The organism is Nitrosomonas sp. Nm166, assembly GCF_900112825.1.
Taxonomy (GTDB): Bacteria; Pseudomonadota; Gammaproteobacteria; order Burkholderiales; family Nitrosomonadaceae; genus Nitrosomonas.
The window spans coordinates 76666-89700 of record NZ_FONE01000001.1 but is presented as its reverse complement, the minus strand read 5'-3'; the positions used below and the strand labels follow the sequence as shown (position 1 = coordinate 89700).

The 13035-nt window shown below is 49.9% G+C and carries 11 protein-coding genes; 7 read left to right on the top strand and 4 right to left on the bottom strand.

Going from position 1 to position 13035, the window contains the following annotated elements; all coding sequences use genetic code 11:
- Window positions 1-112 precede the first annotated feature (112 nt).
- From BM021_RS00405 to BM021_RS00390, 5 genes are all read left to right on the top strand, one after another.
- Window positions 113-2293: a type I restriction-modification system subunit M gene (locus BM021_RS00405; RefSeq protein ID WP_090717388.1), complete on the top strand. Its 2181-nt coding sequence runs from the start codon at window positions 113-115 to the stop codon at window positions 2291-2293.
- On the top strand, window positions 2290-3594 hold the full coding sequence (locus tag BM021_RS00400; protein ID WP_090717385.1) for a restriction endonuclease subunit S: 1305 nt from the start codon (window positions 2290-2292) through the stop codon (window positions 3592-3594). The genes BM021_RS00405 and BM021_RS00400 overlap by 4 nt, the downstream gene beginning before the upstream one ends.
- Entirely contained in the window at window positions 3591-3929 is a 339-nt protein-coding gene (locus tag BM021_RS15880; RefSeq protein WP_256207694.1) for a Fic/DOC family N-terminal domain-containing protein, read from the top strand. Before BM021_RS00400 ends, BM021_RS15880 begins: the two co-directional genes overlap by 4 nt.
- On the top strand, window positions 3905-4723 hold the full coding sequence (locus BM021_RS00395) for a Fic family protein (RefSeq protein ID WP_256207693.1): 819 nt from the start codon (window positions 3905-3907) through the stop codon (window positions 4721-4723). Before BM021_RS15880 ends, BM021_RS00395 begins: the two co-directional genes overlap by 25 nt.
- 88 nt (window positions 4724-4811) lie before the next feature.
- Window positions 4812-8030 (top strand): type I restriction endonuclease subunit R, encoded by a 3219-nt coding sequence (locus BM021_RS00390; RefSeq protein WP_090717383.1) that lies wholly within the window; start codon window positions 4812-4814, stop codon window positions 8028-8030.
- Window positions 8031-8203: 173 nt separating this feature from the next.
- On the opposite strand, the gene BM021_RS00385 is transcribed toward BM021_RS00390, so the two are convergent.
- Window positions 8204-9532, bottom strand: a complete 1329-nt coding sequence (locus BM021_RS00385; RefSeq protein WP_090717380.1) for a DEAD/DEAH box helicase — start codon at window positions 9530-9532, stop codon at window positions 8204-8206.
- 210 nt (window positions 9533-9742) lie between these two features.
- On the opposite strand from BM021_RS00385, the gene BM021_RS00380 reads away from it, so the two are divergent.
- Entirely contained in the window at window positions 9743-10891 is a 1149-nt protein-coding gene (locus tag BM021_RS00380; RefSeq protein WP_090717553.1) for a methyltransferase, read from the top strand.
- A gap of 6 nt (window positions 10892-10897) precedes the next feature.
- On the opposite strand, the gene BM021_RS00375 is transcribed toward BM021_RS00380, so the two are convergent.
- On the bottom strand, window positions 10898-11227 hold the full coding sequence (locus tag BM021_RS00375; protein ID WP_090717377.1) for a nucleotide pyrophosphohydrolase: 330 nt from the start codon (window positions 11225-11227) through the stop codon (window positions 10898-10900).
- Window positions 11228-11315: 88 nt separating this feature from the next.
- Between BM021_RS00375 and BM021_RS00370 the strand changes: the two genes are divergently transcribed.
- Window positions 11316-12365 (top strand): class I fructose-bisphosphate aldolase, encoded by a 1050-nt coding sequence (locus BM021_RS00370; RefSeq protein WP_090717375.1) that lies wholly within the window; start codon window positions 11316-11318, stop codon window positions 12363-12365.
- Window positions 12366-12480: 115 nt separating this feature from the next.
- Here BM021_RS00370 and BM021_RS00365 read toward each other — a convergent pair whose 3' ends face one another.
- Entirely contained in the window at window positions 12481-12801 is a 321-nt protein-coding gene (locus BM021_RS00365) for a DUF2442 domain-containing protein (RefSeq protein ID WP_256207692.1), read from the bottom strand.
- Window positions 12756-13016 carry a DUF4160 domain-containing protein gene (locus BM021_RS00360; RefSeq protein ID WP_090717373.1) on the bottom strand — a complete coding sequence of 87 codons (261 nt, stop codon included), beginning with the start codon at window positions 13014-13016 and terminating at the stop codon, window positions 12756-12758. The genes BM021_RS00365 and BM021_RS00360 overlap by 46 nt, the downstream gene beginning before the upstream one ends.
- Window positions 13017-13035 lie beyond the last annotated feature (19 nt).

Genomic DNA, 13035 nt, shown 5'->3' with positions numbered 1-13035 from the left:
TTGAAGTTATTGATCCGGTCAACTAAAGTTTTACTCTTAAATGTCATCCATCGCAATGATTTTGTTTTAACATAGCTGCGCTTCTGGAATAACAAAATAATCAATAAGATTCATGAACAAATATCAACTGAAGAAACTGGAAGCTGATCTGTGGAGTGCCGCCGACAAACTGCGCGCGAATTCCGACCTGAAGTCGAGCGAATATTCCACACCGGTGCTGGGACTGATTTTTCTTAAATTTGCCGACAATAAATACAGTCAGCATGTAAAGCAAATCGAAGCCGAATATCAGCAGCTGCAAGGTACGCGCCGCGAGAAACCGATGTCGGAAATCGCGATCGAAAAATGCGGCTTTTATCTGCCCGATCATGCGCGTTACGAATACTTGTTGAATCTGCCGGAAGAAAAAGACATCGCCATGGCACTCAAGGAAGCGATGAAGTCGATCGAGCAATACAAACCGGAACTCGAAGGCGTGCTGCCGAAAGAAGAATATGCGGCACTGACGCGCACCGACAAGCTACTTCCCAAACAACTGCTGAAAACGTTTGCCGACATTCCCAAGAATGCCAGCGGCGACCTGTTCGGCCAGATCTACGAATACTTCCTGGGCGAATTCGCGCGCAGCGAAGGCCAGAAGGGCGGTGAATTCTTCACGCCGCGTTCCGTGGTGCGCCTGATGGTCGAGATCATCGAACCGCACGGCGGCAAAGTGTTCGATCCCGCCTGCGGTTCCGGCGGTATGTTCGTGCAATCCGCCCAGTTCATCGAAGCGCATCGTAATGAACTGAAAGGTGCGGACAGTGGCGTGTATGTCTGCGGCCAGGAAAAAACGCAGGATACCGTCAAGCTGGCGCGCATGAATCTGGCGGTCAACGGCCTGCGCGGCGAGATCAAGCAGGCCAACACTTATTATGAAGACCCGTATGACAGTTTCGGGCGCTTCGATTACGTGCTCGCCAATCCGCCGTTCAACGTCGACGACGTGAGCCTCTCCAGCGTGGAAAAGGACAAACGCTTCAATACCTATGGCATCCCGCGCAACAAGTCGAAAGTGAAGAAAGCCGATGAAGGCAAGGAAACAGTGCCGAACGGCAACTACCTGTGGATCAGCCTGTTCGCTACTTCACTCAAGCCGCAAGGCCGCGCCGCATTGGTGATGGCGAACTCGGCCTCCGATGCGCGCCACTCCGAAGCCGACATCCGTAAAACGCTGATCGAGCAGAATCTCATCTACGCCGTGCTGACGCTGCCGTCGAACATGTTCTACACCGTCACGCTCCCGGCGACGCTGTGGTTTTTCGATAAAGCCAAGAACGACAACAGGATTTTGTTCATCGATGCGCGCAACATCTTCACCCAGATCGACCGGGCGCACCGCGAATTCAGCGAAGAACAGATCCAGAACATCGCCATCATCAGCCACTTGCACAAAGGCCAGCGCGGAAAATTTGTGCAACTGATCGGCCGTTACTTTGCCGCGGGCATGAAACAATTGGTTGAAAACCAAACCAAAGTCGAACCGGTTTGCACGCAATTGCTGGCCGTGCTGGACGATGCAGCGGGCAAACGGGCGGTGGGTGAGTTAGTGCAGCACTGGGCGGAATTGGACAAACTCCAGAGTCACTATCAGCAATACCTGCAACAAAACTTGAGTGTCATTCCGGGGGGATGCGAGGGATCTTTAGCCCACTACAAGATTTCTCCCGCTGGTCGAAATGACAGTCAAGGTGGCGGAAATGACAATGTCATTCCGAACGCATGTGAGGAATCTTCCATCAACACCATTAACCAAGCACAACAACAACTGCGCGCCATATTCGATCCGTTCTTTACCGCACTGCACGATGGCTTGAAGCGCCTGGACAAGACCGTGCGCCAGCATGAAAAGCAGCAAACCGAACAGGCGCAACAGGAAGGCAAGCGCACCTCAACCGACCGGCGTACCCGCACGCTCAGGACCGCACTGGAAGAACTGCACCAGGAAGTGAAAAATGCCGAACTTTACTTTCAGCATATCCACTGGCTGCAGGAACGCTTTCCCAACGCACAATACGAGGATGTCACCGGCCTGTGCAAACTGGCCACGCCTGAGGAAGTGAAGGAACAGGATTACTCGCTGAACCCGGGGCGCTATGTCGGCGTGGTGATTGAGGAAGATGGCAAGAGCGAGGAAGAGTTTATTGCAGAACTGCTGGCGATGAATGATGAATTGTCCGGCCTGAATGATATAGCGAGAGAGCTAGAAGCAGTGATCGGTCATAATGTCGCACAGATTGTAGGAGATTTATGAGTTCCCACTCCTTTCGTACAATCGCAGAATTAGAAAACCTTGGTGAGGTCAGTTTGCAAACAGGTCCCTTCGGTACACAACTCAAAGCCAGCGAATACGTTGATAAGGGTATTCCTGTTATTAATGTCCGCAACATTGGCTTCGGAGACGTAAAGAAGGAAGACCTCGAATATCTCAACGATGCCAAGGCAGAGAAACTCCATCAACATCGCCTGCGCAAGGGCGATATTGTATTTGGGCGCAAAGGTGCAGTGGAACGGCATGCACTCATCGACGAAACCGTCAATGGATGGATTCAAGGGTCGGATTGTCTACGCCTACGGATCAAAAGTCAGGATATTTGTGGGCGATATCTGTCCCATTACTTCAAGACAAAAGCACATCAGGACTGGATGCAAGCACTCTGTTCATTTGGTGCAACCATGAGTTCACTAAATCAGGATATCGTTCGTCGAATAAGCTTTCCAGCTCTGCCCATCGTAGCTCAGAAAAAAATTACGGCTACTCTCACCGCCTACGACGAACTGATCGAAAACAACCAGCGGCGCATCGCGCTGCTGGAGAAGATGGCCGAGGAAATCTACCGCGAATGGTTTGTGCGCATGCGCTTTCCGGGTCATGAGAAGGTGAAGAAGGTCAAAGGTGTGCCGGAAGGATGGAGCTTTGACAAAGCATCCATGTTTTTTAGTTTAGTGAAAGGCAAATCCTATGCTGCCGAGGAGCTAACAGACGATAGAGGACACATGCCTTTTATCAGCCTCAAGTCCTTTAATCGTGGCGGTGGCTATCGTGAAGATGGATTGAAGTATTATTCAGGGCGGTACAGATCAGAGCAGGTGGTTTATCAGAATGATGTTGTGATGGCCGTAACGGACATGACACAAGACCGGGCAGTTATTGGCCGAGTTGCTCGTATGCCTGATCTAGGGGAGAAAGGTGCTGTCATCTCTCTTGATACAGTAAAGCTGGTACCAAAAAACATTCACAAGACTTTTTTATACGCTTACATGAGGCATTCAGGTTTTGCCAATTTCATAAAAGAATTTGCCAATGGTGCGAACGTTTTACATTTGAAGCCGGATTTAATAACGCAGCAGAAAATCATTATTCCGCCAATACAATTACAAAACAAATTTGCGCCAATTGCTGAACCGCTCTATGCGGAAGCTGATCTGTTAGGAAAAGCAAACACGCAACTGGTTAAAATGCGAGATATGCTTCTCCCCCGCCTCATCTCCGGCAAACTGTCGGTCGAACATCTCGATATCAAATTACCGCCCGGCATGGAAGAGCATTCATGAAATTTGAAACATTTAAAGCCGGTGCTTGGCAGCAGCGCTATCAGTACAAGAGTTTCGAACCGGTACCGGTGAATCATGAATGGGTATGGGAAGATGCGACCATCAACGCCCTGCTGGAAGCGGCTAACCGGGCGCTCGGGGAATTGAATGCTTTTTCTTTGATCGTGCCGGATATTGATTTGTTTATTGAAATGCACGTGGTGAAGGAGGCGCAGACTTCCAGCCGCATTGAAGGCACGCAGACCGGTATCGATGAGGCGCTGATGTCGGAAGATCAGATTCACCGGAAAAACGCAATGACTGGCGCGAGGTGCGTAATTACATTGATGCTGTGAATAGCGCGGTTGCTGAATTAAAACGTCTGCCGCTGTCGAACCGGCTGCTGAAACAAACGCATGAAATCCTGATGCGCGGCGTGCGCGGAGAGCATAAGCTGCCGGGCGAGTTTCGCACCAGCCAAAACTGGATTGGCGGTTCCAGCCTGGCGGATGCCGCGTTTATTCCCTGCCATGCGGATAGCGTGCCTGATTTGATGAGCGATCTGGAAGCATTCTGGCACAATGAGGAAATTGTGGTGCCGCACTTGATTCGCGTGGCGATCAGTCATTATCAGTTCGAAACCATCCACCCGTTTCTTGACGGCAATGGGCGTATTGGCCGCTTGCTCATTCCTTTGTATCTGGTTAGCCACCGCTTGTTGGAGAAACCATCGTTGTATTTGTCGGATTTTTTCGAACGCAACCGGGCGAGTTATTATGATGCACTGATGGGCGTGCGGGTATCGAACGACCTGATTCACTGGGTGCGCTTCTTTTTGCAAGGTGTGGCGGAAACCGCGACCAAGGGACGCGACGTTTTCGGGCAGGTATTGGCGCTGCGCACCGAGGTGGAGCTCGCTGTGCTGACATTGGGCAAACGCGCTGCCAATGCGCGGCAGTTGTTGAATTTATTGTATCGTAAGCCCATTGTGTCGGCGGCTGACATTGAGCGAAATCTATCCGTGAGTTCGCCAACAGCGAATGCCTTGATCCGGGATTTCGAACAATTAGGGCTATTGCAGGAAATCACCGGACAGCAACGTGGACGCGCTTACGTGTTTTATCGTTACTTAACCTTGTTCACTAGTTAAGGGAAATCCATTTCCCTTAACTTAAGTGATGGCTTAGTTAAATGAAAGCTTGTTTTTTTATTTATAAACCGGAAACTTTTGAACGCTGATGCCTAACTTCATTTCCGAGGATCAGATCGAACGAGCCTTGGTGCAGAAGCTCCAGCATCTGCACGGCTTCGACGTGCTTGACTGTTATACGGAAAACGCAGAGGACTTGAACGACGGTTCGAATCGTTCCAGCAAGCGCGATGTGATTTTGGCAGACCGGGTGCGTGCAGCGGCGAGGCGTTTGAATCCGAAAATTCCTCATACGGCCATTGAGAGCGCATTGGAAAAGCTGTCTGACCGGCGACAGGCGATGACGCTGATCGCGGCGAACCGGGAAATCTACGGTTTGCTGCGCGATGGCATTCCGGTCGAATTTGACGATGATACCGGTCAGCGCCAGCAGCAGCGTATTTATTTGTTGGATTTCAATGCGCCGGAAAACAATCGCTATCTGGCCGTGACTCAACTCTGGGTCAAGGGCGAGCGCGGTTTCCGTCGCCCGGATGTGTTGCTGTACGTGAACGGCATTCCGCTGGTATTCATCGAGCTGAAAAATTCCAACGTAAAGCTGCGCAATGCGTTTGATGACAATCTGACCGCTTACAAGGCAGAAATTCCGCAACTTTTTCTGACCAATGTGTTTTGCGTGCTGTCCAACGCCATCGAAACCAAGGTGGGTAGCATTACGGCGCAGTGGGAGCATTTTTTTAACTGGTTGCGCGCCGACGACGAAAAGGAAAAAATCGACCGCACGGCGATCCAGGAACAGGGCACCAGCCTGGAAGGCGTGCTCGCGGGGTTGCTGCCGCGGCAAAGATTGCTCGATTACGTGGAGAATTTTGTTCTGTATTACAAGGATAGCTCGAAGATTATCGCGCAGAACCATCAGTTTATCGGCGTAAACCGGGCGTATGGTGTTTTTCTCAAACGCGGCAAGTTGGACGGCAAACTCGGGGTGTTCTGGCATACGCAGGGATCGGGCAAGAGTTTCTCGATGATTTTTTACGCGCGTAAAATTTTCCGCAAGCAGACCGGCAATTTCACCTTCGTGGTGGTGACCGACCGCGACGATCTGGACGGGCAGATTTACCGCAATTTTCTGCATACCGGTACGGTGGGCAAGGCCGAGGCCGCGCAACCGAAAAATGGCGAAGAAATGCGCAAGTTTCTCGGGCAGAACAAGCGCGTGGTGTTCACATTGATCCAGAAATTCCGCTGGCCGCAGGGACAGGAATACCCGGAGCTGTCGGCGCGCGACGACATTATCGTGATCGTCGACGAGGCGCACCGCACGCAATACAAGTCGCTGGCGGAAAACATGCGCAAGGGGCTGCCAAAGGCGCAATACCTGGCTTTTACCGGCACGCCGCTGCTCGGGCGCGAGCGCAAGACCAATGCATGGTTCGGCGGTTACGTGTCGGAATACAATTTTCAACAGTCGATGGATGACGGCGCGACGGTGCCATTGTTTTACCAGAAGCGCGTACCGGAGGTGTTGATCCAGAACGAGGGATTGAGCGAGGAGTTTTACCAGATTCTGGAGGATGAGAATCTGGATGAAGCACAACAGGCCAAGCTGGAGCAGCGCTTTGCTAAAGAGGTGGAAGTCATCAAGCGCGACAGCCGTCTTGAGACGATTGCGCGGGACATCGTTTATCACTTCCCCCGGCGCGGCTACTTGGGTAAAGGAATGGTGGTGTCGGTGGATAAATTCACCGCCGTGAAAATGTACGATAAGGTGCAGCGATTGTGGAAAGAAGAGATCACGAGCCTGCTCGGCACGATCCACAAATCTACTCATGATGCCGAAAAGCGTCGACTGAAACAGATGGTGGAGTATATGCGCGCGGTGGAAATGGCGGTGGTCGTCAGTGAAGATGCGGATGAAGGGCTAAACATCCAACCGCATCGCGAACGTATGAATAGGGTCGATGAGCATGGTCACGATATCGAATACAATTTCAAGGATGCGGAACATCCCTTGCAACTGGTGTTTGTCTGCGCGATGTGGCTAACTGGATTCGATGCGCCGACGGTTTCGACGCTGTATCTCGACAAGCCGATGCAAGGTCATACGCTGATGCAAACCATCGCCCGCGCCAATCGTGTGACGTCATGGAAATTCAATGGCATCGAGAAGTGCAACGGCGAGATTGTGGATTACTACAATGTATTCCGCAACATGAAGCTGGCGTTGCGAGATTATGCGCAAGGCCAAAACGAGGAAGACGAGCCGCCGGTAAAGGAAAAAGCCGAATTGTTCTGCCTGCTGGATGACGCAATTGAGCAGGGTCTTGCGTTTTGCCACGAAAAGGGCGTGTCGCTGAATGACGTGCTGAATGGCAGCGATGTGTTCAAGAATATCGCGAAGTTCAACCAGTTTGCCGATACGTTGCTAGCCAACGATGACTGGCGCAAGGCGTTTAATGTATATGAAAACACTGTTTCATCACTGTATGAGGCATGCAAGCCGGAAATCATGAAGCGTGATAACCGCGGAAAAGTGTGCGCGGTGGCGGTGTTCCAATATTTACGCGGCGTCATCGACAGCCTCATCGAGCAGCAGGATATTGATGCAGTCACTCGGAAAATTGCCGAATTGCTCGATCAAAGTGTGGTGGTGGACGGTGCAGAAACATTGAGCTCGCAACAAGAGACTCCGGAATATCAGCTTATTAAGAAAGGCAAGACCTGGGATTTGAGCAAAATCAATTTCGATAAGCTACGTGAGGAATTCAAACAGGCAGCCTACAAACATATTGAGATCGCCGATCTGCGCGCTTTTCTGCAGCATAAACTGGAATTGATGCTGCAGCAAAATGCAACGCGCACTGATTTTGTACAACGATTGCAGCAGATTATCGACACTTACAATGCCGGTGGCTCATCGGCTGAAAACTACTATGAAGATCTGATGAAATTCACCGAGGATTTGCGCGCGGAAGATGAACGCCATATCCGGGAAGGATTAACTGAAGATGAACTGGAATTATTTGATTTATTGAAAAAAGACAAAATGACGCAGGACGAAACGCAGAAAGTGAAACTGGCAGCAAAATCATTACTGCATCGTTTGCTGCAAGAACATCCCAAGGTGTTGGTTCAGGATTGGTACAAGGATACGCAAACCCAGCGGGTAGTGCGTTCCACGGTCGAGCAGGTGCTGGATCGAGATTTGCCCCAAAGCTATGACCGTGTACTGTTTCGCGAGAAATGCGACAATATATTTCATTTGATGCTCGACTACGCGAGCCATGGCAGGAAGTGGGCAGCTTAAGGAAGTTTGATACTGCGGTGGCTGTTATCTTTCGATGAATTAGGACTGGCTTGCCAAGCGCGGCTTGAAGCCCGCGCTTCAGATTGCGTGGAATCCATTCTCACTGACATAATGCAGAAAAACATATCATTCAATGGTTTTAGACTTGGTTTTGGCAGCTTTCAGATAATGTGTTAAAGTCCCCGCCCCCCAGCACGACGTGGCGCAAGCGCACGATTCGTTATTGGACGCGCAAAGCCAGCGGGGGTCTTAGTTGCTGGCCTTTTAGTGGTTTGGTTTTTTGGCGGATTGCGTGAAGATGTTGTGCTACGTGACTCACCACCGCGACTGTTTTTTATCGACTCGGCTTTAATGCCTGGATCAGGTTCAAAGCCGGCAATCATCTGATTGGGTAATTTGCGCTTGATCAGTTTTTCGATCCCTGTGAGTAGCTTATATTCATCGGTACACACCAGCGACACCGCATCTCCTGCTGCGCCTGCACGGCCCGTGCGGCCAATACGGTGAACATAATCTTCAGCTACATTCGGTAGCTCAAAGTTGACGACATGGGGTAACTCACTGATATCAATACCACGTGCAGCGATATCGGTAGCTACCAATACTTGCAGGTTGCCTGTCTTGAATTTTGCCAATGCCTGAGTGCGCGCCGACTGACTTTTGTTGCCATGGATGGCGAGTGAGGGAATGCCATTTGTCATCAAAAACTCAGCCAACTTGTTGGCGCCGTGCTTGGTACGGGTAAATACCAATACCTGTGACCAGCGATGTTGTTTAATCAAATGGGCAAGAAGATCCCGTTTACGTTCGCGATCTACTGGATGTATGACATGCGTTACCTTGTCGGCAACCGAATTACGCCGCGCGACCTCGATCAGTACGGGTTTGTTGAGTAAATTATCCGCCAGCGCCTGAATTTCATTCGAGAATGTGGCCGAGAATAATAAATTTTGTCGTTGCTTGGGCAGTAATGCGAGAATCTTTTTGATATCTCGAATAAACCCCATGTCCAGCATGCGATCGGCTTCATCCAGCACGAGAATTTCGATCTGCGATAGACTTAGCGTTTTTTGTTGCACATGATCCAACAGTCGCCCTGGCGTAGCGACCAGAATATCGACGCGGCTTCTCAGGCGGGTGATTTGCGGATTGATATTCACGCCACCGATCATGATCATGGAATTTAATTTCAGGTATTTGCCATAATCCCGCACGCTTTCTTCCACCTGTGCCGCGAGTTCGCGCGTGGGGACAAGAATTAAAGCGCGTATGGGTGGGCGTCCGCTGGCGGGTCCCTTGATATTTTTATCGGAAAGACGATGCAAGATAGGCAGCGTAAAACCTGCAGTTTTGCCTGTGCCGGTTTGTGCGCCGGCCAGCAAGTCGCCACCAGCCAATACGGCTGGAATGGCTTGTGATTGAATGTGGGTTGGAACCGTATAGCCACGTTCAGTGACGGCACGAATAATTTCATCGGACAAGCCGAAAGTAGAGAAAGACATAAAACTCCAGGAAGTTAACGGTGTCTGTCAGCCCGGTTATGGTATGACAGTCAGGAAGCGGATGAAGGATGCGATCATAAATCCAGATTTTGTAACGAGTATAATATAGGTTGAACTTAAAATCTCAACAATGACCGATAAATTTTCTTACTATTCCATGCAGTTATGCTTCAACGCCGCCGCTATATGGATTCTGCCGCGTTTGTCAACATGAGTGATCATCCCATTATTCGCTGGCATGAAGCAGGCGCAGAGAAATCAGCGTGCTGGCGTTCGGAAAAGAGCTTGCCAGCGCCCAAATGCGTGCAGGTCGGTGATGATCGTATGCCCGCGGATATCGCTTACCGATTGGCCTGTGAAGGCACTGCCCTGTTGTGGCGGGGTGATTTTCAAAATGCGCGCCAATTGCTGCAAGCTTTGGCGCGGCGTGCAGACAAAAAACGACTGGTGCATAAAAGCCAGAAATTAACGCTATCGCCTGCGGAGGCTTTTCATCGGTATCGCCTGGCGCAATCGCAGCGCGCGCGTATTTTAGATAAGTTATTGATTCCCTTTGGAGCGGATCACAGCATTCCGTTACGCCGTGCACCTGATGTCCGTTTGGCTTGTGTTGAAGCATATGGCCCAGCCACAGAAGCCTACATCGCATCGCTGCGTGAATTACAGGGGCTGATTGGCGCTTACGAATGGCGCAAAAAAGGCGTCGAAGTACCCACATTGAACGCACGTATTCATCCGCATTACGGGGTTTTCGCACCGATTCGCAGCGAATACGTGGAACTGGTTGCACAGGCTCCGCTGCCCAAGCTGGCTGCAACGCAATCGGTCGCATTCGATATTGGCACCGGCACTGGTGTATTGGCTGCCGTACTAGCGCGTCGGGGCATTCGGCACATTGTCGCGACTGACCAGGATTTGCGCGCATTGAACTGCGCGCGTGACAATATGACCCGTTTAGGTCTTGCAAATCAGATTGATGTGGTGCAAGCGGATCTTTTTCCAGAAGGACAAGCCGCACTGATCGTGTGCAATCCGCCATGGATTCCGGCACGACCCAGCTCGCCACTTGAACATGCGGTATTTGATCCGAACAGCCGCATGCTGCACGGATTTTTGCATGGCCTCAGCGCGCATCTGGCACCGGGCGGTGAAGGCTGGCTGATTCTGTCTGATTTTGCCGAACACCTGGGATTGCGCACCCGTGCGGAATTGCTTGCTGTTATTGAGGCGGCAGGCTTGAAGGTGTTGAGCAAAACAGATGTAAAACCATCCCATCCCCGTGTTTCAGATACTATCGATCCATTGCATGCTACGCGCGCCGCGGAACTCACTTCATTGTGGCGGTTAACAATAAAGTGACTGTAACTATAACTCGTCGTATTTGTTCGATATCCCTTTAGATTTTGCCACGGGATACTTTAACGCGTTTTTCTCCATTTTCTCCAGCACGATTTGTTTTACATCAAAGCCGTATTTTTCAGCCAGCAGAAAAGCAAACGCCAGAACATCGGCAAGCTCCTCTTTTACTTGATTCCTGTCTGCTTGCTCAGAAGATTTCCACAAAAAAGCTTCCAGCAGCTCACTTGCTTCGATATTCAGCGCCAGTGCAAGGTCTTTCGCATTATGAAATTGCGCCCAATCCCGCTCGTCGCGAAATTTGAGTAATGTTTTGGTAATTTCTGTGATGTCATTCATTGGGTTATCACATTACAATGTTATGATTCATGATCGTTTGCTATCATGATATCCAATCCAGGCACATCAGCACATAAAGGAGTAAAAAATGACCGACATGACTACTATTTTGGGAAATGAAAGTGATTTTCTTCTGAAACATGTTTGCGAAACAATACCGAAGCGCAATTTACAACTACCGGGTGCTAATTTTGTCGATCGAGTGATGGCTTTGAGCGATCGTAAACCGAGCGTATTGCGCAATCTTCAGTCACTCTATAATCATGGACGTCTGGCAGGTAGCGGTTATCTGTCATTATTACCGGTAGATCAGGGTGTAGAGCATTCTGCAGGTGCATCCTTTGCACCCAATCCGATGTTTTTCGATCCCAAGCATATCGTTGAACTGGCCATTGAAGGGGGGTGCAATGGCGTAGCTTCCACGCTGGGTGTATTGAGCATCGTGGCGCGGCATTATGCGCACAAAATCCCTATGATTCTTAAAATTAATCATAATGAATTACTTACTTATCCCAATAAATTCGACCAGACTCTTTTCGCCAGCGTAGATCAGGCATTTGATATGGGCGCCTGCGCAGTCGGTGCGACTGTTTTCTTCGGTTCTGAAGAATCACGCCGCCAAATCCAGGAAGTTTCGGAAGCCTTCGAGCATGCGCATGATCTGGGTATGGTCACTATATTATGGGCCTATACGCGCAACAGCGCATTTAAAACCGCGGATAAGGATTATCATGTCAGCGCTGACCTGACTGGTCAGGCTAATCATTTAGCCGTAACCATCGGCGCCGATATCGTCAAACAAAAAATGGCTATTAATAATGGTGGCTATAATGCACTAAAATTCGGCAAAACCCACCCTAAAGTGTACAGCGAGCTGACAACCGACCATCCTATTGATCTGGTGCGTTACCAGGTTGCAAACTGTTACATGGGACGGATCGGCATGATTAATTCCGGCGGTGAGTCAGGTACTGATGATCTGCACCAGGCTGTTCGAACAGCAGTTATTAACAAGCGCGCAGGCGGCATGGGTCTCATTTCCGGCCGCAAGGCATTCCAGAAACCCTTTGCCGAAGGCGTCAAGCTACTGAATGCGATTCAGGATGTGTATTTGTCTGAAGAAGTGACGATTGCTTGATAACCGGTGTTTTTGCTAGCAGAAGCTCAATGTTTACTTGATCAGAATATTTGAGCAAAAGCTCATCGAGTTGATCTACGAATAGAGATGAAGACACAAGTCGCAAATCATGTTCCTATTCAGGAACGAGCCAGGTTTTATTTTTTCTAATCTCTTCATGTACCCACGCTGGATCTAGATCTGCACCATTAGGCCATGTAAGCGCTCCCAGTTCTATGCGAACCTGGTTAAATAATTTTTCATCTTTAAGTGCTGCAAAGATGCCTGCTTGTTCACTTGAGATCAATCGCGACATATCGACAATGCCGCTCGTATCGTCATTACAAGTGACTGAAAGACAATAATTTGGTAGTACAGCGACTGTACGCACTCGCCACGGTGCTGCCGCTGTTATTCCAAGGGCGCGATGCTCTTGGGTAATTGTTTCTGTTGGCATAGTTTCCAGTCCTCCATTAATTCAGCTCGATGCTGTACTGCCCATTCCAGCACCAATGCCAATGCCCGTTTCGGCAAACTGCCTTTGATGATTTCCAATGTCCGGATGTCGATCAATGCTTCATGCTCAGCATACAGTGCATGAAAATGTGGCGGAGCATGTTCTCGCCAGAACATTTGAATCACAATCCCGAAAAATTGGCTGATAGTTGGCATATCTTTTTGATCTCTTTCT